Here is a 21,673-nt window from a genome sequence, read left to right as displayed (position 1 = left end):
GAGAAACAGTGTGGTAGGCAATTGTCACTCCTGTCAGTGGCGAGCTTCATTCTTCAACACAATCTTCAAGAACGGATGATCCCCATCATCCACCTTCTCATAAGAAACAAATCTATCGTGCTCTAACGCGCAGACCAGCCCCGGATGAGTGCTGACAAACTCATATACGGCGAGGCTTTCCAATTCTTATAGCATATGAGCCAGTAGCTTGCGGCGCATCACGTCACGCCTCCGCTGTGTACCCGTTGTCACGTACTTGTAATTGCAATTGGAGGCTGTCCCACAGCCTTTGTAACACAACGCCGTAACGGTTTTTCTGCGCCGTAGCTTCATAGTGACCCAGCAATCTAGCAATATCATGTTTGAGTGGCTCTAGGTGTTCGCGCCAACGTCGGAGAATACGTTGGTCTTAGAGCGGCCGAACTCCTTTGTCAGCAGGCGTGTAAGCATACCCATTTTACTCCCACGCTCTTTTTAATATTTCCGGGGCTTCAGCGATCTCCGCGTCTGGCAATAATCAATATGCCATTATTTATTAAAACAGGCATAAAGCTCTACTTCACTATCAATTCCGAGCTTTCCCATCATGCTACGTTTATGTGAACTCACGGTCTTGACGCTGCGGGAAATCTTTTTCGCTATCTGTGTGATACTGAAGCCTTCTTGCAATAAATGATAAACCTTTATTTCTGAGTCGGAGAATGGTTTGACATCGGTATTGAATACGCTCACCCCCTGTGCAGTGCATAGGCACGGGCTGGTGACAACATTGCCAGCCAAAACCAAATCAACCTGATTGGCTAGCTGAGGAATATCTTCAGATAAAGCAATAAATGAGGCTTCAGGTAGATGACCCAGACACTTAGCCACCTGCTTTCCTGGCACATCTGTCATAATAAGCAGCGGTTTATCCTCCCTGCTGGCTTGAGCGAATGACAGCAGTTTCACCCCCAGACGGATATTTTCATTCAGGCCGTATAGTTCACTGACGATCAGATCAATATTGTATAAATCATCACTGAAGGCCACATCATAAACAGAATGCGCTTGTACAATATCAACGCCAGGCAGTTTCTGCCTGAATAACTGATATAATCCACTCCAGGTAAGAATGCATGGATGCATAATCATTATTTTTTTCACAGTGTCTCACCACTCCTGTCTATTTATTTTGTTCAAATAGATCAATTTACCTGCAAGTAGGTAAAACTCCTCATTCGTTCTGATCTTCAGTTTTTTAATTATTGATTTCTTTTGAGTACTGATTGTTCGTACATCTTTTCCCGCTGCATTGGCAATCGTTGTGGCACTTTTCCCGCGGAAAAAATCCAGTGCAATGACTCTTTCCTGTTTACCCAACAAACATACTTTCTTCTCAACGTTGCTACTCGGCTTATCACCCAGGCATTGGCTGATTTCATAAAGGTTAACAGGATCGATTAATACAGTCGTCACCCCAAAAGCGTGAAGAAGCTGAGTCATCCATTCCATATCATGCGGCAACCAGATAACAGAATGTGTATTGAGATGATAACTGGCAACATCTGATAAAAAGGATAATAACAACAGATAATCAGTTCCACGCGATAATGAGGTAAATAAGATCACATCAGGTTTGAATTCATGAATTTTCTGTTTAGCTTCTGTAATTTCACTGACCCGACAAAAACTTAACTCAGCGTTGCCCGTACAACCAAGTAACCGTTGCAGGCCGATCCAATTTATCCTGGATGGCTCAACAACAAGAATTCGTTTCGATTTTCCCGCTACCGAATACTCGTCTTTATTATGATTGACCTGCAACATTTTTCCTCCTGAACATCAGAGTTGTTATTTCCAGCTATAAACACATCGATTTTTAAGCTGCAACCTTGCAGCTTGCTCCCGGTAATGTGACGGAAGCTACTGTAGGCAGTATTAAAAGCACCTTCATGGATACAAAAAGGTCACGCCAACGACTGACGTTACATTACCCGCCACGACTTGACCGGTCGTTTGTGCGTAGCTCGCGGTCAAGCCTAAACTGACCGGTGTGGTTCCGACGACGCCCAGCGCGACATTCCTATTAGTGGTGATCACGCCATTACTGTTAGTCAGTTGGATGCCAACCCCCTGAGCCACTGGCGCAGAAGCGGTGTTGGTAAAAATAGTGTTTGCGGCGTCCGAGGTTGGCCCAGTCAGGTAATAAGCCAGGTTTTGATTCTGGGCGCAGCGCACCGTCAACGGCACTGCCACAGTTCCTGGATATTCTGGCAGCGTCACGTTAACTTCACGAGAAGAAACGTCACAACCCCCAGTAGGGATCACCACGTTATTGTTGGCATAGATCCGCCATATATACGGGTGTGATTCTCCTTTATCATTGGTTTGATGCATATTTAACATCGCGATTAAAGAACCACTGGTTATCGCCACCCCCCCGGCACTGCTGATAGGCGTGAGGTAAAGTACAGCAGGCCAAGGCGTCATAGTTGTAGTTTTAAATTCTATGGAGTGTGTTTCATTCGTTGTCGGGAAGGGATAAGAAATCCCCCCATAAACAAAGCTCCCCCTAAAGTTAGCCAATACGCCGCCATAGGCTGAACCGGCTTGCAGGGAAACAAAGTCTTTTATGGTTTGTGGGAAATCATTACGGCAGGATATCTGGGTGGACAAATCAACAATCAGGTTCTGACCTACGCCGATCTGCGGAGACAAAGTGACATAAACGTCAGCATTGCCACCGCCGATAGGAATGGTCGCACCAGCAGCCGTTTGGCAAGCAAAGGCGTGGGCACTGGATGAATAGCCAATGAATAGTGCAACGACAGCGATGTATTTGAGCAGTAAGCCGATTAAATCTTTCATTTTTTTATCATCATCAGGAGTAGGTGTAAGTCACGTTGATCAGAGATTGAATCGATCCCTGGGTCACATTGCCGTTGGGGGTGATAGCCCTCACCTGCAAAACAACGTTGGCTGCTTTTGATGCGTCATTCACCGTAACGACTCTGGTACTGCCGTTGGGAAGATTCACACCGCTGCTATCGGCCAGTTGCAGCGCAATATTGCGGGCCGCTCCCTGATTAGCGTAATAACTACGGCTGCTGTCCGCCGTACCGGAAAACGTCGCGGTCACTTTTGAGGTTCCGACCGGGCAGTTGGTCAGGCTCAACGTCACCGACTTCCATTCCGAAAAAGCGCCTGCCGACAGCAGGTTGAAGGTATATAAATCCCCCAGGTCTACCGTCGTCGACACTGTCGATACCGTGCAGGGTTTGGCGACCACCTTGCCATTGATGGTGATGGTGGCATCCGCCGCATAGGCTTTGGCTAACACCATCATCAGTAACCCCCCGGCGAGTAAACTCCGCTTTCTTGTGTGCATATCCCTTCTCTCCGGTTACTGAAATTCCAGGGTGAAATTGGCCGTTGCTCTAACCTGCCCGGCCGTCACCGGTGTACGGGTTGCCATCAGGCGTGCAGAGAAATACAGCGTATTGGATTGCCCTGCGGTGAGCGTTGACCCGCTCAGCGCGCTGGAAACCTCATTCAGCGCAATGGCATTCCCGCTCTTATCGAGGATCTGGATCCCCAGGCCGCTTGCCGCGCCAGCGCCGCCATCGACCTGTAACAAGGCGGCATTGTCGTTATCTGCCCCGCCCGTGAACCCCACTTTCACCGAAATAGCCGAGCCACCGCATTTATCGAACACGATACTGAACGGCACCGTCGGCGTTGTTGCGCCTATCCGGTTCAACTGTTTTGCCGCATTGCTCAACAGATCCACCGTAAAGCTTTGCGAACCCGGCGCCACGGTGCAGGCATTGTCTTTCACGTTGCCGGTAATGGTGATGGTGCTGTCCGCTGCCTGCGTTGCCCTGGCGCTCAACAGCGTCAGCAGACACAGGGTATAAAGGTGTTTTCTCATTGGTTATCTCTCCCGCCCGGCGTCATCGGCACCGTGCCGTGACAGTGCTCAGCGCCTGCTGCTGACTTTCCGGCGGCAGCTGGTAACTGGCCACGCACTGCTCTGCTGCGCCATCGCCCCATTTGGCTTTCACCTCGCCGCTTAACGGCAATCCGCTCAGATACACCTGCCCGCCGTCGGCGACGATGCTGCCGGAACGGCCATTATCGAAAGACACGACCGTGCCGAAGGGCAACGGCTGTCCGTTATAGGTCAGCGTCATCAAGACCTTCAGCCCGACAGACGTTTTAAAATCAGCCAGCACCACCGCGCCGTGAGTCGGTACCACGCTGACCACGGCCTGATCCAGTTCGACGTTGTTGGCCAGCGTATTGGGGTTCAGCGCCACCCGGTTCTCCCGGTAATCCATGGCAAACGGCAGGACGGCATACCCGCGCGGGTCTGTACGTATCCCGTTCTGGTTTTCCACCGCCACATTGCCAGCCCCTGGCGCCTTGACCAGGATCATGGTGCTGTTCAGCGGTTGGCTCAGGGTGATGCCATTCTCATGAACCAGCACGCCGCCGCTCAGTCCGTAATACACCTGGTTGTAACCCTTGCTGTGGCTGTATCCCACGTTGGCATTGCCGGAAGCGCCCCGGTAAGTCAGGGCCGCATTGCCGGTTCCGCCCGAGGTTCCCATGCCCCCTCCGGCGTAGCCGGTCTGCACGCTGTAACTGAGGTTGTTGTCATCCAGCAACGTGCCGTTAACCCCGACCTGATGGGTCATCCTGCCGCTCAAATCATCAGACAGGCCATAGCTGATGCTTGAGCGTCTGAAGGCGGATGGGCTGTCGGAACGCAACCAATGGCTGAACGGTATGCTGATGTTGAAAGCCAGCATCGTGTCGCGCCCCTGTTGCCAGGCATTTTTCGTCAGGCTGTAACTGAGGGTGTAAGTGATATCCTGCAACGCACTGCTGTAACCCGCCTGAAGTTGTTCATCCGCCTTGCCGGTACGCCAGTAAGTCTGGTGGCTGCCGGTCAGGTAAAAGGTCGAATTCTCCCCAACCTGCTGAGTGACCGTCATCTGCACCCGCCCACGTTTGTTGTAGGCCAGATTGAAGTAATCCGTGAATGTCGGGGTTATCTGAACCGGCCCCTCATCGGTTAACGTGCGGTAACCGCTCATCTGGCTCCAGGTGGTATCCGCCAGACTGAAATAGCCGCGGGTGGAATAGCGGTAACCGACCAGTTGAAAATTGGTTCCCCATTCATTCAATGCCTTGTTGTAAAGGAAGCGCAGCGATTGCCCCTGGTGCGTGCTGTCATCCGGCAAGGTGGCGCGAGACTGGGTGATGTCCAGCGATATCGCACCGAGAATGCCCAGGTTTTTAGCCAGCCCGGCATTGAAAGCCTGATAGCGATCGGCAAGCTGGGTGCCGCCAGACAGCGTCCAACCGTCCGCCATTCCCCACATGAGGGTGCCTTGACCAAAGGTGGGCTGCTCCTGCTGATCGTTGCCGCTGCGATATTGCCCCACCATCACGGCATATTTTACCTGCCCTTCACGTAACAGCCCCGGCACCGAGGCGTAGGGCACCGTAAAGACCTGGGCCGTGCCATCGGCCTCCTGAATAGTGACCTGCAAATCGCCGCCGTTCCCCGCGGCAAAAAGGTCATTGATGGTAAAAGGGCCGGGCGGCACCGTCGTCTGATAAACCTCGAACCCATTCTGCCTGACGGTGACCCTGGCGGTGCCACGGGCAATACCATGGATCACGGGAGCAAACCCCCGCTGGCTGTCTGGCAACATGTTGTCATCGGTGGCCACCTGCACGCCGCGAAAGTTTATCCCGTCAAAGACCTCCCCCGGGGTATAGCCATCACCCAGCGTCAGACGGCTGCGCAGGGGCACGATGTCGCGCTGTAAATAGGTATTGATGTGTTGCCACCGGCTTTGACGGGATGTCGCTCCACCGCCGCGGGTATAATTCCAGGTGGCATTGTCCCGCAGCCGCCAGGCACCGAGGTTCAGGCCGCTTTGCAGGTTAAGAAAGGCGTAATTGCTGTTACCCAACGGCGTGTTGCGCACGTTATTGGCGGTGAAACTGTAATTGAGTAAACCGGCGGTGACCCCGTTTTCCCATTGGTCGGGAGGGATATAGCCCCGGGCCAGATTGCCCATAAATGCCTGGGGAATGCTGATAGACAGGCGCTGCCGTCCGACATCAAAATCCGTGGAGGCGTCCTTGATCATGGCGGTCAAGGGGACACAGGCATCGGTGGCCAACACGGCCATCCCAGGCACCGCCCGGGTGTTCACCCCCATTGAGGATAACTGACTTTGCGTCAGGCAAGGTTCTAAGGCTTTGTTATCGCTATCGGGTCGGAAAGAGACATCCCGGGTGGACATAAACCCGTCATTCATATAAATGTCGACGCGGTAGAGACCGGGAGGGGCCTCAAGCCCCTTGGCAAACCCAGACAAATCGGCCACTTTCGCCGGATCGTCGGAAAGAAAACGCGGGTTGAAGTAGTTTTCTGCGCGCACGGGTATATCGCCACAGAGCATCAACAGCATCATTGCCAAGGGGGTTAACGTCAACTTGACGATGTGGACATCCTTGTTGTTATTTTTCATCACACTGCGACTTTCCGTGCCGTTTTTCAGGTATAGCATGATCCCTCCGGTTCGATACAGGTCGCCCGGCTGCCTGATTTATCTGGTTATCACTTTATGAAAGGGGATGCCTTACTGCATCACACCCTTTAATACGGGGGTTTGTGCACCGTAATCGTTGAGAGTCCGATAGGTAATCGCGCTGCCTGCATCCGCGGGGAGTGCAACGCTGGTCGACCCCATTGGAGACACCATGGCGTTTTCCAAAGGCCGCGAACCCGCCTTCAACTCGCTCAAGGTGATGAAATAAGGGGTTGGATTGGTGATTGTCAGCGCACTGCCGCTACGTTGAAAGCGCAACTGTTCCGGGGCTTTATCGGGTGCGATATTGAGCCCGGCAGGCCGATAAAAAAGCTTAATGCGGCTGGTAATGGCCAGTTGCAGGGTGTTCTCTTGCTGGCGGGATTTATCCAGGGAGGGGATCGCTTTGACATTGACCCAAAACAGGCTCTCCCGATCCTTTGGCAGGCTATTATTGGTCGCATCAATAATGCGTAAGGTGTTCTCTTTTTTGCCCTGCATCAAGTATAACGGTGGCGTAATAACCAGCCGACCCTCTTTCTGGCCTTCAGCGTTTTCGATCCAGGATTGGATCAGAAAGGTGCTTTTATCATCGTTATTACTGACGCCTAACGTCACCTGCTTCTGATCGGCAGGATAGACCACACGGGTCGCCCCCAGGCCAACGCCGGCGTTGGCCATGCCCAAATGCCCTGCTACCAGGAGCAACAATACGGTCATCGCCTTTCCGGCCATCATTTTTCTTCTCACATTTACCTCATCCATCAGAGCCTGACCTCCATACTACTGCGCAGCAAAGGTCTATTAGTTCCACAGTCATTTTGTTCGTTATTACTTTTATTCTTTCGACAAAGGCCTACTACTGATAAGTCAGCGCGAACCATGCCTGAGCATTGACCAAGCCATCACTCACCGGTTGCCCGGTCGCGCGATATTTCGCCACGAAATGCAGGGTCAACGGCCCGTCTTGCAACGGTACCCAGTACCGAGGCGCAGTATTGAGTGGAATAAATCGCCCCCTGTTGTCGAACAGCGCCACGGCTACGCCAGTAGCGACACCAGGTTCGTCACCAACAGAAAGCATCTCCGGGTTATTTTTGTCAGCCATGCCATGAAATATGACCCCCACATTGCGGCTGACCGTGGGATTGCAGTTTTGCAGATGTAAATCAAAGAGGACAGGGTCTGCCTCATCACCAGCCAATTGAAACCGGTCAGTGGTAACATGCCCCATGGACACCATCAGATGCTGATCTTTGGTTTCCACCGTACAGGTTTCAGCGATCACTTCCCCTTGAAAGCGCATCAAGCCACCAAGAGGCCGGTCATTCCAATCAGCAATGGCCTTCGGCCCCAGTAGTAAAGTTAACAGTATTCCTGCGCCCATTTTCCACATTGCGTACTCCTTGCCTCCAGTCGCTGAAAACAGGCCTCCCTGGCCTGAAGTCTCATCCTTGATCATTCATTCAGCTTACTGGTACTGCACCTGGAAAGTAGCGTCAGCATTGGCAATACCGGCGGTGGCAACGCCAGTAGCGATATAACGAGCCTGGAATGGAACAACGACGGTGCCGTCATTGAGCGTAGAGGTCGCACTGAAGGTAGCGCCATCCACAGTCAGCGCAGTACCGGTGCGGTCCAGGATCTGAACGCCTACATTACTTGCATTACCAGCAGCAGAGCCTTGCAGGGCCAGCGCGGTATTATACGTGCTGCTAACAGCGGTACCGGTGAAGGCTACAGAGGCTTCGTTAGCGACGGTGGTATCACAATCATTCAGTTGAATATTGAACCCGACGGCAGAACTGGTATTACCGGCAACAGCCAGAGTGGTAGTTTTAACCTGCCCCAATTCGACGGTTTGGCCAATAGAACCGGCATCCACTGCACAGGCTGCATTGACGACTTCCCCTCTGAAATGGATAGAGCCACCATTGACGGTAGTCGCCGCATTAGCTACGCCAGTCAGAGACAGAATTGCCACAACGCTAGCAGCCAGTGATTTGATTTTCATACTGTTTTCCTTTGAATACATAATGTTTCATAACCATGAAAAAGTGTGGAGGTCGATTCCCTTGCTGAGCAATCGCATAGATTTCATTTTCACTCACGGTCAGACCTCCCTGTTCCCTTTAGTTTTCGCCATCAATATGAGACATTTGGGGCTAAACTGTTCTAAATTTTTAAACGAAATATAAGATTTTGCAATAGCCTATATTAGAATATTCTTGTTTTTAATTTTATCTTAATGATAATTAAGGATATTTTTTCAAAATCAGTGCAGAACCCCATTTCCTTCATTTTGATAGTCGCATCAACCTCCTTCTTTTGAACATGAATTTTTTTGTTAACCAAATAATTTGTGTTTTACAAAGAATTTAATGCTTATTTAATTAAAATTTAAATAAATAAGAGTTATTTATTCTTAAAAATATAAATTTTATAGTTTTTTACATCATGAAACAAAATAGCCCCAACTGTTTCATTTTCTTGAATATTTTTGATAAAAAATCTTCCCAAATCAGGCTTATCCCACTTCCAAAATCTGCGGACGTAAAGCAGGAAACTCATGCGAATTTTTGTCATCAACGTTTATGATTGTATTTCCACTTTCTCCAGCTATACGGCGCACAACTACCTCGTTGATACATGCGCAGGGTTGCGGAGTTATCACCACCATATTTCCCAAATAGCCACAGGTTAGGCTGTTGGCTGTTAACGCACCATTCTGTTTTCACTTGGTAACTAGGCTTGCAGATATTGCAGCAACCATGCCTTAAACATCAGTATCGCTTGTGGGTGTCTACTTGCCGGATTAATGACTAAATAATAAGTTGCACCAGGCAAACGAGTGGGTAATGGTTCCTCTAAGAGTCCATTTTCCAATGCATCTTGTAGCATCAGTTGGCTCGCGATGACGACCCCTTGGCCTGCAATAGCTGCCTGGATTGAGTGTGTTTCATCAGTAAAGCGCGGGCCTTTGCCAGTAACTAATTCTGATGGACCAAACTGATCCCTCCAGGCAGACCAGTCAGGTGTTGGCTGAGGCCATTTTCGCCCATCAGTATGTATCAGTACCGCGTGCAACAAATCTTCAGGAGTGGTGATGGATAATGCGGGGCTTGCTGCCAAAATAAAATTGTCATCAAACAGAGGGGTGGGAAGCAAGTCTTCGTCCGGCCGATTGCCATAGCGAATGGCGATATCAATACGTTTAGCTCGTAGATCAACAATGTTGTCATCGGCATGTAATCGCAAATCAATCCCGGGATGTTGCTGCATAAACTCAGAAAGGCGGGGGACCAACCAACAGGTAATAAACGCAGTGGTGGCTGAAAGCGTCAATACTGTTGGTTGCAACAGTTCATTGATCTCATCTACGGCAGTTTGAAGTAATGGGAAAGCCTGTCGAGTTGCTTGGTAGAGATGTTTGCCTACGGGCGTTAGCTCAACAGTACGTGGTGTGCGAGTAAATACACGTGTTTCCAACTGGTCTTCCAGTAGCCTGATCTGGTGGCTAATTGCAGTAGCGGAGACACCTATGTCCTCAGCGGCCAATTTGAAACTTCGAAATTTGGCTACGGCATCGAATGCGCGTAATGAGCCTAGGGAAGGGCGTCCTTTTTTCATGGTGAGTTATTTTCATCTTTTGCTGAAAACAATGACTTTGAACCTAATAATTTAGGTAGGTAACGTAGTCGAAGCAAGTTAAAGCATGAAAATAACTCAACCAACCTGAGAGGAACGTAATATGGCTATCTCTAATGTGAAGGAACTTCGCCTGGTTATTACTACCGAAGATTTTGATAATGCATTATCGTTTTATCGTGACCATCTCGGCTTAGCTGAGATTGCTGCTGTACCGCCAGAGAACGGGAAAATAGCCATTTTAGAGGCGGGGAAAGCAACGCTCGAAATCGTAGAACCGGCTACAGCGTCTTACATTGACAATATTGAGGTGGGCCGGCGAGTGTCAGGCTGGGTGCGGGTAGCATTTGAAGTTACAGACGTTGCCGCTACCACTGTTAACCTTGAGCAGCAAGGTGCTCAAGTATTGGGGGAACCGCGGCTTACACCATTCAATTCGATCAACAGCCGCCTTGAAGCTCCTGCGGGATTGCAGTTGACCTTGTTCCAGCGTTGCTGAATTTACTGCTTGCGGTGAGCTAGACCAGTTGCAGGCAGCCCGGTATTTCTATTCGGCAACGATTAACGGCTTTTTAAAGGATGAAGGGCCTTAGATAGGCTTCGGTAGATTGTTGAAGAAGAGTGATAAGTTCAGGATCCATATACTGGTATTCGTCCGGTATATCAAGAACATGAAGGGGTTTGCGATCTAACAGGCGGCGATAGTTAGCTACTAAACGATTTTTATGTTTATGCTCCATGACAAAAATCATATCAGCCCATTGTAATAATTCGGGAGTGACTGTTTTTTTGGCATGGCGACTGGTCCCGGCCGACCTGGTGGTCAGGCCGGGAGTCCGTTTCCATATTTGTTCAGCAGTAGGGCTGCGCCATTGATTGCGGCTACAGACGAACAACACATTCATGGTTTTTGGAGTTCATCCAGTGCATTGCGCCGAGATACGGCGCGAGATACTTGTGGATATGTCATACCTAACTGCATGGCCCGCTTTATCTTATCCGAGCGGGTGTAGAGCATTTTCCACGTTTTCTCTTTGGTGAATTTAGGTTGGAAATCACCCATTTCACGGTGTTTGTTGCGTTTGTTGTTTACCAGGCGCCATGCCCGGTCACGTATGTCAGTCATATTGATGCCTCATCGGTTTAATCGTGGTTCAGCAGCCGCGATAATACAGAGAGGTTTTTTTCGGTGAGAATTCTATCTCATGCTGTTATGCAATTCTAATATTTTAAGGTGATGAGAGCCCAACTCACCAAAAAGTTATCAAACAGCCATGATGACAGAATTCAAGGTCTGCCTTCGTAACCATCCCAGTAGCTTGCAATCACGGCGCTTACCAGGATTTGGCGCTGTTTCTGCGGATTATCAGCGGCATACTCGCGATTAAGAAACGTACTTTTCAGTTCCGACTCTTGCAGGAATTCAGGGCTGTGAAAATATGCTTCACGCTGTTGAGCTTGCTGACGTGTAACTCCCTGCGCCCGGTCCGCTTTACCTGCCTGATAGAACTGATCGAAGAAAGGGGTGAACTGCTTGATGGAGTCTGAAATATGTGTGCGGGTATTGGGATCAAAATGTATCTGCTCTAGTTGATAAGCCGTGTGCCGCGCGTGGCGCTCTGGGCTGCTTTGCTGGCTGGAACAGGCGCTTAAAAGCAGAGTGGTGAGCAAAATAAAAGTATAAGGCGTTGTGCGGGTCATCATTCTTCCTTGAAGTAGTGAACGGTTTTTCAACTTTCTGAAAGCGATATTATCTCATTTTATAGAGAATGGTCGTCACTAAACAATCACGGCGTTACCGCCGTTCTCTTTTGCAACCGCCGTTAATGAATACTCAAGGCTGAGGCCCGCCAACGGACGTTAAAAAAACGGCTTACATTTACTGTTGCAAAAATATGCAATTCACATCACACAAATAAGCAATATCTACATTTTGTCTTCTTTTTTTAAAAATGTAGATATAATCTAATTATGAATACAAAAATACCTGCATCCGTAGGGCTATCTGCTTGCTTCAGGAGACTTATCGCATGAATACCTTGACGACGGCCAACCCATCGCTGGAAAAAGAAAAAAAACAAACCATACACGGCGTGAGTTTATCGACTTCGCCTCAATCTTCTCGCTTACTCAGCATCAAGTTCAGCGCTGATATTGTTCAGCGTTTCTTGCAACAGACGGAACAATGGCCGATCCAGGCACTGGAATATAAATCGCTGTTGCGTTTTCGGATCGCCAAAATACTTGATGATTTATGTGCTAACCAATTGCAGCCGTTCTTGCTGGAAACGCTGTTATCTCGTGCACAGGGCGCATTGCTCATTCATGCGGAAGGCATTGATCGCGTGGAGCAAAGCGACGAAATGGTAAAGCTGGCCACGGCGATTGCCCACCTGATTGGGCGATCAAACTTTGATTCCATGAGCGGCCAGTATTATGCGCGCTTTGTGGTGAAGAATGTCGATAACTCGGACAGCTATTTACGTCAGCCGCATCGGGCACTGGAACTTCACAATGACGGTACTTATGTGGATGAGGTGACCGATTATGTGATGATGATGAAGATCGACGAGCAGAATATGCAGGGCGGGGATTCTATCCTGCTGCATTTGGACGACTGGGAACAGTTGGATACTTATTTCCGCCATCCGTTAGCGCGCCAGACCATGCGTTGGTCTGCCCCACCCAGCAAGAATACGCGGAAGGACGTTTTCCATCCGGTGTTTGACGTGGACGACCGCGGGCGGCCAGTGATGCGTTATATCGACCAGTTTGTACAACCGAAAGATTTCATTGAGGGCAACTGGCTGAGTGAACTGTCTGATGCGCTGGAAAACAGCCAGCGCAAGCTGTATCTCCCGGTGCCCGTAGGCAGTATTTTATTGATTAATAACCAATTCTGGCTGCATGGCCGCGATCGTTTCACGCCACACCCTGAACTGCGGCGTGAACTGATGCGTCAGCGTGGCTATATCAATCCTCTACCGAGCCGCTTTGTGTAGGCAACGTCGGCTAATTGTGTAGAGGAGGGCCACAAGATGCATGATTTTGTCATCATTGGCGGTGGGATTATCGGCATGTCCACCGCCATGCAATTAATCTCGGCTTATCCAGATGCCCGTATTGCGGTGCTGGAAAAAGAGCCTGAATTGGCACAGCATCAAACCGGTCATAACAGCGGGGTGATTCATGCCGGGGTGTATTACACGCCCGGCAGCCTGAAAGCCCGCTTTTGCCTGGCAGGCAATCAAGCCACGAAAACGTTTTGCAGCGAACATGGGATCTTGTATGACGACTGCGGCAAAATGCTGGTTGCGACCACTCCGTTGGAAATGGAACGTATGCGCGCCCTGTGGGAACGGACTGCGGCCAATGGGCTAAAGCGGGAATGGCTGAATGCAGAGGAGTTGCAGCGGAGAGAACCCAATATTGTTGGCTTGGGCGGGATTTTTGTCCCTTCAAGCAGCATCGTAGACTATAAACAGGTGACTGCCGCCATGGCCCGTGTATTCCAGCGTGCGGGCGGGGAAATCTTTTATCAGGCTGAAGTACAGGCGTTGCATGAGCACCCGCAGGGGGTACTGGTCAGCACTCCAGGCAGGGAGTTTAGCGGGCGTTATCTGATAGCCTGTTCCGGCCTGATGGCCGATCGATTGGTCGCGCTGTTAGGGATTGATCCCGGCTTTATGATTTGCCCATTCCGTGGTGAGTATTTTCGGCTGGCAAGCCAGCACAATGCCATCGTTAATCACCTGATTTATCCCATTCCCGATCCCGCGGTGCCTTTCCTGGGGGTGCATTTAACCCGCATGATCGATGGCAGCGTGACCGTGGGGCCAAATGCCGTGCTGGCCTGGAAACGTGAGGGTTACAATAAAACGGATGTTTCCTGGCGGGATATGCTGGAAATGGTGCGTTATCCGGGCATCCGCAAACTGATGTATCAGAATTTGTCCTTGGGCGTGGGGGAAATGAAAAACTCACTGTTTAAGCACAGTTACCTTAAACTGGTACAAAAGTATTGCCCCAGCCTGACTGGGCAAGATCTGTTGCCTTATCCGGCGGGAGTTCGTGCTCAAGCGGTATCGCCTGACGGTAAACTGATCGATGATTTTCTGTTTGTGACCACATCGCGCACGATCCATGTCTGTAATGCGCCATCGCCCGCTGCTACATCTGCCATTCCTATCGGCCAGCATATTGTTGGCAAGGTGCAAACTTTGCTGGAGAAACAGCCATCGGCAGAGCAAAACTTGCGAGCTGTGGCAGGAGTTACCGTTTCGGCTTAAAGCTCTCAGTTTTATCTAGCTGATTCAAAAAGGGAAAATACGGGTGTCAGGTTTTAATCCGTGTGGTTTTTCCCTCCCCGGCGGAACTGGTTATCTGCCAGTATTTCATTATAATTAAAGGTCTTATGTTTCAAGAGATGGAATCATAATGACTCTCCAGCAAAATGCGGTATTCGATGGTTATCATTATCTGAAAAATGACATTATTCGTGGGGTTTTTCAGCCCAACGAAAAACTGCGCATGAGCCTGCTGACCAGTCGTTATAACCTGGGGGTTGGCCCATTACGTGAAGCTCTTTCCCAGTTGGTGGCGGAGCACTTGGTAACGGCTATCAGCCAGAAGGGATACCGGGTCGCGCCGATGTCGCAAGCCGAGTTACTGGATATTTTCGATGCCCGTGCCAATATGGAAGCGATGCTGGTCACACTGGCAATTGAACGTGGCAATGATGACTGGGAAGCGAATATTCTGGCGCAAATGCATATGCTGGCCAAAATGAGCACGGTGGCGACCAGCGAAGCGTTGTTGGATGAATGGGATCAGCGTCATCAGGCGTTTCATAGCGCGATTGTTGCCGGTTGCGGTTCCCAGCATTTATTGCAGATGCGTGCCCGTTTGTTCGATCTCGCGGCTCGCTATCGCTTTTTATGGTTAAAGAAGACCGTGTTTTCCGCCAGCGTGATGGAAAATAAACACCACGAGCATCAGGAATTGGTCAAACTGGTGTTAGCGCGTGACAGCCAGCAGGCCAGCGAACGGATGCGTGAACATTTACTGACGCCAATTCCCATCATCATGCAGGTGATGGCGCAAGATAACCTCCTACATAATGAAAATGAGTGAAATCACTCTGTGGCCTGGCAGATATTGTCCTGTGTGAGCAGACCCGTTTGTGGGTGTTCCACGGCATGGCGCACCGCAGCGATAAAGGCTGCTAGTACCGGGCGTTGATCCTCTGTTTTCCAGATGCAGTAAGCCTGAGAAAGCATGGCACCTTCTTCTAACGCAACAAAACTCACCCCAGCCATTGCGGAATGCCGCAGGCTGGCAGGCACCAATGCAACTCCAAACCCTTGAGCCACCAGCGAGAGCACGCTCAACCAGTGCCGTGCTTCACAGCGGATATCGGGGTCAAGGCCCGCAGTGAAACAAAGAGATTGAATGCGATCATAATAATAAGGAGAAATCTGGCGTGAAAAGACGATGAATCGTTCATCCCGCAATGTATGCAGCTTAAGCATTGGCTGGTTGGCTAAAGGGTGATGCTGCGGCAGGCACGCCACCAGCTCCTCACTGGAAAACAGCAGCGAAGATAGGCCATCCGGCAAGCGCGATGCATGAACAAATCCCACATCCAGGTTGCCGTGCGCCAGTTCGCTTAACTGGTCTTTACTGTTGAGCTCCAGCATATTTAACTGCAAGCTGGCGCGAGACTGCTGGAAATGTTGTAATAAGGCGGGCAACCCCTGATACAGCAGTGCGCCAACAAAACCGATGCGCAAATGGCCGGTAACGCCTTTGTCAACATCACGCACCTGATGCATGGTGTGGTTCATGCGATCAATCAAAGCCTGTGCGGCTGGCACTAAAGCCTCCCCGGCGGCGGTCAACTGCACTTTCTGGTGGCTGCGTTCAAACAGCTTTACCCCAATGGTTTCCTCCAACTGACGGATGCTCACGCTCAGCGGTGGTTGGGAAATGGCAAGGCGATTGGCAGCGCGGCCAAAATGCAGCTCATCGGCCAACACCAGAAAATAGCGCAAACGGCGAATATCCACAGTATCTCAATCCGTTATAAAGAAAAAAACACAAGTGGCCCAGGACGCTGACAGTGCAATCCCTCACCCCGAATAGCTCACAATAGCATGGCTGAAAAAATGCTTTCTGGTAGAACCCGACAGATATTATCAGGCGTAACTCCACCATTTATTTAGCCTATCAGCCGATAGGGAAACGGTATTAGACAACTCTCACGCTGTAACAAAAAATAAACATAAATACAACAAAGTGGAGATGAGTATGTATACCGCTATCAATCAGCAGGACAATGTACCCGACCAGTTCGGTGCCAATCTCTATCTTACCGATGCGACGCTGGACGCCTTGTTGGTCGCTTATCTTCCCGCAGAGCTGCGCGCACATTTGCGCCCTTATCTACAACAGCTCGGGGCGCTGGCGGGAGGAAAACTCAGCGAACTGGCCGATCAGGCGGATAAAAATCCCCCGCAGCTCCAGGTGCGCACGCGTACAGGGACAGACGCCCAACGCATTCTAAAACACCCGGCCTTTGTTGAACTGGAGCGCTATGCGTTCGGTGAGTTTGCATTGGCGGCGATCTCCCACCGCCAGGATGTGCTGGAGTGGCGAGGGCAACTCCCCCCCTTGGTTAAATATCTGTTTACCTACCTTTTTGTTCAAGCCGAATTTGGGTTGATGTGCCCGGTATCCATGACCGACTCGTTGACCCGAACGCTGAAAAAATACGCTTCACCCGATCTGGTGGCTAAATATCTGCCACGGCTCACGTCGCTGGATCTTACCACCCTGACGCAGGGCGCGATGTTCATGACTGAGCAGGGCGCGGGTTCTGATATTGCTGCGACCACCACTCTGGCCGTACCTGCGCATAACCATTACCGCTTGTATGGTGATAAATGGTTCTGTTCTAACCCGGATGCAGAGCTGGCGATGGTATTGGCACGTATTGAAGGGGCGCCCGACGGGATGAAAGGGGTATCTCTGTTCCTGTTGCCGCGCACGCTGGACGATGGCTCAACCAACGCCTACCGAATTCTACGCTTGAAGGACAAACTGGGTACTCGCTCAATGGCCAGCGGTGAAATCCGCCTTGAAGGAGCGACGGCCTATCTGATTGGTGAAGTCGGGCGCGGTTTTGTACAAATGGCCGATATGGTCAACAACTCACGGCTTTCTAACGGCGTGCGTTCGGCTGGCCTGATGCGCCGGGCGGTGAGTGAAGCGTTCTACATTGCTCGCCATCGGCAGGCATTTGGTAAAACGCTGATCGAGTTACCGCTGATGAGACGGCAACTGCTGAAAATACTGCTCCCCAGCGAGCAGGCCCGCAGCATGGTGTTTCAAACGGCAGAAGTGCTGCGCCGTTCGGACAGCGGCGATAAGCAAGCCTATGCGCTGTTACGTATTTTAACGCCGCTGATCAAGTTCCGCGCCTGCCGCGATGCCCGTAAGGTGACTGCCGATGCCATGGAGATCCGTGGCGGTTGTGGCTACATCGAAGAGTGGGGCGATCCACGCTTGGTCAGAGATGCTCATCTGGGGTCGATCTGGGAAGGCACCAGCAACATTGTGGCCTTGGATGTCCGGCGTGCCATTCTGCGTGAACAGTCGCTGGAAGCTCTGCACGCCTACCTGGAACAACTTTTGGCGGAGGCGCATCTGGATAACGCTCTGCATACCCGCTTTCTCTGTGCCCAACAGCGGGTATTTGCTCTGGCGCTGGCCGCTGCCACTCCCGAGGGCAGCAGCCTGATCCGCAGGGCGGCAAGCGGTTTGTATAACCTGGTCAGCGCGGCCGCTATGGCTTGGGAAAGCCACCATGCCGATGTACCGGCGCGTTTGCATCTGGCTGAACTGGTGCTGACCCAAAAACTGTTGCCCAGCGATCCCCTGGCCGCAGACACCCCATTGTCTGAGGAAATTGAAGCGTTGCTGTTGGCGGTGGCATACCACTAATCAGCGCGATAACACCGGCCGAATCACCGCAAAGGGTTGGCCGGTACGCTTTTCTTCGAAGCATTCCCACCAGCAGGAGTAACGATTATGGCAATCTCCGCCACTGGCGCATTAGCCGGTATCCGTGTTATCGATTTATCCCGTGTATTGGGTGGGCCTTATTGCGGCCAGGTGTTGGGCGATCACGGTGCTGATGTCCTCAAAATTGAGCCGCCACAGGGTGATGAAACCCGCACCTGGGGCCCGCCATTTCAGGAAGGCGTTGCCGCTTATTATATCGGCCTTAACCGCAACAAACGCGGCATGTCTCTGGATTTGTCGCAGGAAAGCGCTCGGCAAACGCTGTATGAGCTGTTAGCCGATGCTGATGTTTTAATTGAAAACTTCAAGACAGGCACTATGGAAAAGTGGGGGATTGGTTACGACGTTCTGGCCCAGCGTTTCCCCCGGCTGATCCACTGCCGTGTCAGCGGGTTTGGTGCCGATGGCCCGTTAGGGGGGCTGGTCGGTTACGATGCTTCCATTCAGGCGTTAACGGGGATCATGAGCGTAAATGGTGAGGCCGAAGGGGAACCATTACGCGTTGGGGTGCCGTTGGTTGATCAGGCTACGGGCATGAATGCCGTCATTGGCATCCTGATGGCGCTGCATGAGCGCACCCGCAGCGGCCTGGGGCAATTTGTGGAGGCCAGCCTGTTTGATACCGGGTTATCGCTGCTGCATCCCTATTCCACCAGTTGGTTTGCCAACCAGCAGTCACCTCAGCGTTCTGGTAACGCGCATGCCAATATTTATCCTTATGACATTTTCCCCAGCGCCAGCGTGCCTATCTTCCTCGGCGTGGGCAACGATAAGCAGTTTGCGCTGTTGTGCCAATGCCTGGATGCCCCTTCGCTGAGTGAAAATCCACGCTTCGCCACGCCGAAATTGCGTTCACTGAACCGTGCGGAGTTACGCAGTGAGCTGATTAGCCTGCTCGCCAGCCGTGAAGGGGTGCAATTTGCTGAACAGTTGCTGCGTAGCGGCGTTCCCAGCGCGCCACTGTTGAATATTGAGGCGGCATTACAACACCCGCATACCCGGCACCGAGCCATGGTGGTGAAGATTGGGGAGAGTTATACGGGCATTGCGTCACCGATCAAGCTCAGCCGCACCCCAGCCAGCTATCGACTACTTCCTCCCGTTGGTGCGCCAGGGCCAGGCATCGCAGATCCGCACAGCCAGTAAGCCTTTTCCTGATGGAGATAAAATATGTATAACAACGAGTTAGAACATCACCCGCAGGTATCTGACCACGCTGTACATCTTGAACGCAGCGGTAACATACTGATTGCAACCATCCATAATCCACCGGTCAATGCAGTGGGGCATGCGGTGCGCACCGGGTTGCTTGCTGCGCTACAGCAGGCGCAAACCGATCCGAAGATCCACGCACTGCTGTTAATCGGTTCAGGGAATCATTTTGCAGCAGGTGCGGATATTCGCGAATTTAATAAACCGCGTCAGGCTCCCTTACTGCGCGACGTTTGCAACCAGATTGAGGCGAGCAATAAACCGGTGATCGCGGCCATTGCCGGTAACGCTTTGGGAGGAGGATTGGAAATCGCCATGGCGGCGCATTACCGCCTGGCGGTCAGGGGTAGCCAACTAGGGTTACCGGAGGTCAAACTGGGCTTACTACCCGGCGCAGGAGGCAGCCAGCGCAGTACCCGGTTAATCGGAGCCGCAGCGGCGTTGGAGCTGATGCTCAGCGGCCACCCGCTGACTGCCGAGCAAGCGATAGGACTGGGGCTGGTGGATCGTCTGGGACGGAATGCCCGTGTCGATGGTCTGGCCTATACCCATGAATTACTGGCTAAGCAGTGCGGTGTGCGCCGCAGCAGTAAAAAGGTGACGAAGCTTGCCGATCCTGCGGCCCAACAGGCGGCGATTGCGGCTGCCCGTGCCAAGCTGCCAACGCAGTTTCGTGGTCTGTTGTCTCCTGCGCTGATTATTGACTGTGTTGAAGTGGCCTGCGAACAGCCGTTTGCGACGGGTTGCCAATATGAAGCTGCGCAATTTCAGCGTTGCCAGGCCAGCCCTCAGCATCAAGCCTTGTTGCATGCATTCCAGGCGGAACGCGCGGTGGCTAAATTGCCCAATCTGGTAGGGGGAACAATACGCTCTTTTACTCAGGTCGGCGTTATTGGTGGCGGCACCATGGGTGCGGGTATTGCCGTAGTGATGTTGGATGCGGATCTGTACGTGACGTTGTTAGAACGCGATAAACCCAGCTTGTTTGCTGGCCTCAGCCGCATCGAAGATATCTATCGTCAGCGGGTCAGTAAGAAACGGCTCTCGGTCACGGTAGCAGCGGCCCGGTTGGCAAAGTTGCGTGGTACGGTGCAGTATCAGATTTTGGATACTGCCGATCTGGTGGTGGAAGCGGTCTATGAGGATCTGGCGGCCAAGCAGGCGGTATTCCGTGAGCTGGACGCTCATTGTAAACCAGACGCAATACTGGCAAGTAACACGTCTTATCTCGATATTTCCGCCATTGCGGCGGTCACCAGCAGGCCGCAGTCGGTGATTGGTTTGCACTTTTTTTCTCCGGCTCCGGTGATGCGTCTGCTGGAGGTGGTGATCCCTCCGCAGGCATCGGCCGGGGTGATTGTCAGCGCTTTCGCTTTGGCGCGCCGGTTGGGCAAAATCCCGGTGCGTACCGGAATATGCGATGGTTTTATCGGTAACCGCATTATGTCGGTCTACCGGCGGGCAGCAGAAGCCATGTTGGAAGATGGGGCTTCTCCTTACCAGATTGATGACGCGGTACGTGGATTCGGTTTTGCCATGGGGCCGTTTCAAATCAGCGACGTTGCTGGCGGCGACATCGCCTGGGCGACACGTAAACGCCGTGCGGTTCACCGCAGTCCTCAAGAGCGTTATGTGCAGATTGCCGATCGTTTATGTGAACAGGGTTGGTTTGGGCAAAAAACCGGGCGTGGCTGGTATCACTATGAATCTGGTTCACGCAGCGGGCAGCCGGAAGCGGCGGTATTGGAGATTGTGGCCCGTGAACGTGAACGGGTGGGGATTATTCCTCGATCGTTCAGCGCCGAGGAGATCGTGCGCCGTTATCTGGCAGCAATGATTAACGAAGGTGCCAATCTGGTTGAGGAGGGCATTGCGTTGCGCCCGTTGGATGTTGATGTTGTACTGTTGGCCGGTTACGGGTTTCCACGTCACCACGGTGGGCCGCTGCATTATGCAGATAGGATCGGTTTACCGAAGGTACTTGAGGATATTGTGACCTTTGCCGCCGAAGATCCGCTGTTCTGGCGCCCCTCACCGTTGTTAATCCGTTTGGTTGAACAGCGGCAGACATTCGCCAGCCTTAACGTTTTACATTCCAGCCATTAATTGGCGCAACCATCAGGGCAGGTTTTTCC

The 21,673-nt window shown here is 51.6% G+C and carries 21 protein-coding genes; 7 read left to right on the top strand and 14 right to left on the bottom strand.

The genetic code is table 11. From position 1 onward, the window contains the following. Positions 1-528: 528 nt before the first annotated feature. The 10 genes from Z042_RS24660 to Z042_RS23285 form a co-directional block, all read right to left on the bottom strand. Positions 529-1,143: a LuxR C-terminal-related transcriptional regulator gene (locus Z042_RS24660; protein WP_154667015.1), complete on the bottom strand. Its 615-nt coding sequence runs from the start codon at positions 1,141-1,143 to the stop codon at positions 529-531. 6 nt (positions 1,144-1,149) lie between these two features. Further along, the gene (locus Z042_RS23325) at positions 1,150-1,806 is read right to left on the bottom strand and encodes a hypothetical protein (protein ID WP_024914213.1); all 657 of its coding nucleotides are present in this window, start codon (positions 1,804-1,806) and stop codon (positions 1,150-1,152) included. Positions 1,807-1,929: 123 nt separating this feature from the next. After that, positions 1,930-2,847, bottom strand: coding sequence for a fimbrial protein (locus tag Z042_RS23320; protein WP_024914212.1), 918 nt, complete (start codon positions 2,845-2,847; stop codon positions 1,930-1,932). Positions 2,848-2,860: 13 nt separating this feature from the next. Beyond that, positions 2,861-3,367: a type 1 fimbrial minor subunit FimG gene (gene fimG, locus Z042_RS23315; protein WP_025297202.1), complete on the bottom strand. Its 507-nt coding sequence runs from the start codon at positions 3,365-3,367 to the stop codon at positions 2,861-2,863. A gap of 15 nt (positions 3,368-3,382) precedes the next feature. Beyond that, a complete protein-coding gene (gene fimF, locus Z042_RS23310) occupies positions 3,383-3,910 on the bottom strand; it encodes a type 1 fimbrial adaptor subunit FimF (protein ID WP_024914517.1) in 528 nt (175 codons plus the stop codon). Positions 3,911-3,932: 22 nt separating this feature from the next. Next, the gene (locus Z042_RS23305) at positions 3,933-6,533 is read right to left on the bottom strand and encodes a fimbrial biogenesis usher protein (RefSeq protein ID WP_154667070.1); all 2,601 of its coding nucleotides are present in this window, start codon (positions 6,531-6,533) and stop codon (positions 3,933-3,935) included. A 111-nt stretch (positions 6,534-6,644) separates the two neighbouring features. Next, entirely contained in the window at positions 6,645-7,331 is a 687-nt protein-coding gene (locus Z042_RS23300; protein WP_025297204.1) for a fimbria/pilus periplasmic chaperone, read from the bottom strand. A 121-nt stretch (positions 7,332-7,452) separates the two neighbouring features. Continuing rightward, a complete protein-coding gene (locus Z042_RS23295) occupies positions 7,453-7,989 on the bottom strand; it encodes a fimbrial protein (RefSeq protein ID WP_024914523.1) in 537 nt (178 codons plus the stop codon). A 75-nt stretch (positions 7,990-8,064) separates the two neighbouring features. Continuing rightward, entirely contained in the window at positions 8,065-8,607 is a 543-nt protein-coding gene (gene fimA, locus Z042_RS23290; RefSeq protein ID WP_024914524.1) for a type 1 fimbrial major subunit FimA, read from the bottom strand. Positions 8,608-9,338: 731 nt separating this feature from the next. Further along, the gene (locus Z042_RS23285; RefSeq protein WP_024910320.1) at positions 9,339-10,223 is read right to left on the bottom strand and encodes a LysR substrate-binding domain-containing protein; all 885 of its coding nucleotides are present in this window, start codon (positions 10,221-10,223) and stop codon (positions 9,339-9,341) included. A 121-nt stretch (positions 10,224-10,344) separates the two neighbouring features. Here Z042_RS23285 and Z042_RS23280 point away from each other — a divergent pair, with 121 nt between their 5' ends. Further along, positions 10,345-10,740, top strand: a complete 396-nt coding sequence (locus Z042_RS23280; RefSeq protein WP_024910321.1) for a VOC family protein — start codon at positions 10,345-10,347, stop codon at positions 10,738-10,740. Positions 10,741-10,813: 73 nt separating this feature from the next. Here Z042_RS23280 and Z042_RS23275 read toward each other — a convergent pair whose 3' ends face one another. The 3 genes from Z042_RS23275 to Z042_RS23265 form a co-directional block, all read right to left on the bottom strand. Continuing rightward, a complete protein-coding gene (locus Z042_RS23275; RefSeq protein ID WP_024910322.1) occupies positions 10,814-11,146 on the bottom strand; it encodes a low molecular weight protein tyrosine phosphatase family protein in 333 nt (110 codons plus the stop codon). After that, on the bottom strand, positions 11,143-11,367 hold the full coding sequence (locus tag Z042_RS23270; RefSeq protein ID WP_024910323.1) for a hypothetical protein: 225 nt from the start codon (positions 11,365-11,367) through the stop codon (positions 11,143-11,145). Before Z042_RS23270 ends, Z042_RS23275 begins: the two co-directional genes overlap by 4 nt. 161 nt (positions 11,368-11,528) lie before the next feature. Beyond that, positions 11,529-11,945: an Exc2 family lipoprotein gene (locus Z042_RS23265; protein WP_236849204.1), complete on the bottom strand. Its 417-nt coding sequence runs from the start codon at positions 11,943-11,945 to the stop codon at positions 11,529-11,531. A 326-nt stretch (positions 11,946-12,271) separates the two neighbouring features. Here Z042_RS23265 and glaH point away from each other — a divergent pair, with 326 nt between their 5' ends. The 3 genes from glaH to csiR all read left to right on the top strand — a co-directional run bounded on the left by glaH (position 12,272) and on the right by csiR (position 15,374). Further along, a complete protein-coding gene (gene glaH, locus Z042_RS23260) occupies positions 12,272-13,243 on the top strand; it encodes a glutarate dioxygenase GlaH (protein ID WP_024910325.1) in 972 nt (323 codons plus the stop codon). Between the two features lie 36 nt (positions 13,244-13,279). Continuing rightward, the gene (lhgO, locus tag Z042_RS23255; protein WP_037405593.1) at positions 13,280-14,530 is read left to right on the top strand and encodes an L-2-hydroxyglutarate oxidase; all 1,251 of its coding nucleotides are present in this window, start codon (positions 13,280-13,282) and stop codon (positions 14,528-14,530) included. Between the two features lie 148 nt (positions 14,531-14,678). Beyond that, positions 14,679-15,374 carry a DNA-binding transcriptional regulator CsiR gene (gene csiR / locus Z042_RS23250; protein ID WP_024910326.1) on the top strand — a complete coding sequence of 232 codons (696 nt, stop codon included), beginning with the start codon at positions 14,679-14,681 and terminating at the stop codon, positions 15,372-15,374. A gap of 2 nt (positions 15,375-15,376) precedes the next feature. Here the strand turns inward: csiR and Z042_RS23245 are convergent, their stop codons facing one another. Further along, positions 15,377-16,309, bottom strand: a complete 933-nt coding sequence (locus Z042_RS23245) for a LysR family transcriptional regulator (RefSeq protein WP_024910327.1) — start codon at positions 16,307-16,309, stop codon at positions 15,377-15,379. Between the two features lie 241 nt (positions 16,310-16,550). On the opposite strand from Z042_RS23245, the gene Z042_RS23240 reads away from it, so the two are divergent. From Z042_RS23240 to Z042_RS23230, 3 genes are all read left to right on the top strand, one after another. Continuing rightward, positions 16,551-18,245: an acyl-CoA dehydrogenase family protein gene (locus Z042_RS23240; protein ID WP_024910328.1), complete on the top strand. Its 1,695-nt coding sequence runs from the start codon at positions 16,551-16,553 to the stop codon at positions 18,243-18,245. 87 nt (positions 18,246-18,332) lie between these two features. Then, the gene (locus tag Z042_RS23235) at positions 18,333-19,472 is read left to right on the top strand and encodes a CaiB/BaiF CoA transferase family protein (protein ID WP_024910329.1); all 1,140 of its coding nucleotides are present in this window, start codon (positions 18,333-18,335) and stop codon (positions 19,470-19,472) included. 24 nt (positions 19,473-19,496) lie between these two features. Further along, complete coding sequence (locus Z042_RS23230) at positions 19,497-21,644, top strand: 3-hydroxyacyl-CoA dehydrogenase NAD-binding domain-containing protein (RefSeq protein ID WP_024910330.1); 2,148 nt, start codon at positions 19,497-19,499, stop codon at positions 21,642-21,644. The last annotated feature ends 29 nt before the right edge of the window (positions 21,645-21,673 follow it).

Source organism: Chania multitudinisentens RB-25 (genome assembly GCF_000520015.2).
GTDB lineage: Bacteria > Pseudomonadota > Gammaproteobacteria > Enterobacterales > Enterobacteriaceae > Chania > Chania multitudinisentens.
The sequence above is the reverse complement of the archived record's forward strand: the minus strand, read 5'-3'. Positions and strand labels throughout refer to the sequence as shown.

Coding starts and splice junctions, on each gene's coding strand:
- Z042_RS23325 (WP_024914213.1), bottom strand. CDS start 1,806: ATGTTGCAGGTCAATCATAATAAAGACGAGTATTCGGTAGCGGGAAAA.
- Z042_RS23320 (WP_024914212.1), bottom strand. CDS start 2,847: ATGAAAGATTTAATCGGCTTACTGCTCAAATACATCGCTGTCGTTGCA.
- fimG (WP_025297202.1), bottom strand. CDS start 3,367: ATGCACACAAGAAAGCGGAGTTTACTCGCCGGGGGGTTACTGATGATG.
- fimF (WP_024914517.1), bottom strand. CDS start 3,910: ATGAGAAAACACCTTTATACCCTGTGTCTGCTGACGCTGTTGAGCGCC.
- Z042_RS23305 (WP_154667070.1), bottom strand. CDS start 6,533: ATGAAAAATAACAACAAGGATGTCCACATCGTCAAGTTGACGTTAACC.
- Z042_RS23300 (WP_025297204.1), bottom strand. CDS start 7,331: ATGATGGCCGGAAAGGCGATGACCGTATTGTTGCTCCTGGTAGCAGGG.
- Z042_RS23295 (WP_024914523.1), bottom strand. CDS start 7,989: ATGTGGAAAATGGGCGCAGGAATACTGTTAACTTTACTACTGGGGCCG.
- fimA (WP_024914524.1), bottom strand. CDS start 8,607: ATGAAAATCAAATCACTGGCTGCTAGCGTTGTGGCAATTCTGTCTCTG.
- Z042_RS23285 (WP_024910320.1), bottom strand. CDS start 10,223: ATGAAAAAAGGACGCCCTTCCCTAGGCTCATTACGCGCATTCGATGCC.
- Z042_RS23280 (WP_024910321.1), top strand. CDS start 10,345: ATGGCTATCTCTAATGTGAAGGAACTTCGCCTGGTTATTACTACCGAA.
- Z042_RS23275 (WP_024910322.1), bottom strand. CDS start 11,146: ATGAATGTGTTGTTCGTCTGTAGCCGCAATCAATGGCGCAGCCCTACT.
- Z042_RS23270 (WP_024910323.1), bottom strand. CDS start 11,367: ATGACTGACATACGTGACCGGGCATGGCGCCTGGTAAACAACAAACGC.
- Z042_RS23265 (WP_236849204.1), bottom strand. CDS start 11,945: ATGATGACCCGCACAACGCCTTATACTTTTATTTTGCTCACCACTCTG.
- glaH (WP_024910325.1), top strand. CDS start 12,272: ATGAATACCTTGACGACGGCCAACCCATCGCTGGAAAAAGAAAAAAAA.
- lhgO (WP_037405593.1), top strand. CDS start 13,280: ATGCATGATTTTGTCATCATTGGCGGTGGGATTATCGGCATGTCCACC.
- csiR (WP_024910326.1), top strand. CDS start 14,679: ATGACTCTCCAGCAAAATGCGGTATTCGATGGTTATCATTATCTGAAA.
- Z042_RS23240 (WP_024910328.1), top strand. CDS start 16,551: ATGTATACCGCTATCAATCAGCAGGACAATGTACCCGACCAGTTCGGT.
- Z042_RS23235 (WP_024910329.1), top strand. CDS start 18,333: ATGGCAATCTCCGCCACTGGCGCATTAGCCGGTATCCGTGTTATCGAT.
- Z042_RS23230 (WP_024910330.1), top strand. CDS start 19,497: ATGTATAACAACGAGTTAGAACATCACCCGCAGGTATCTGACCACGCT.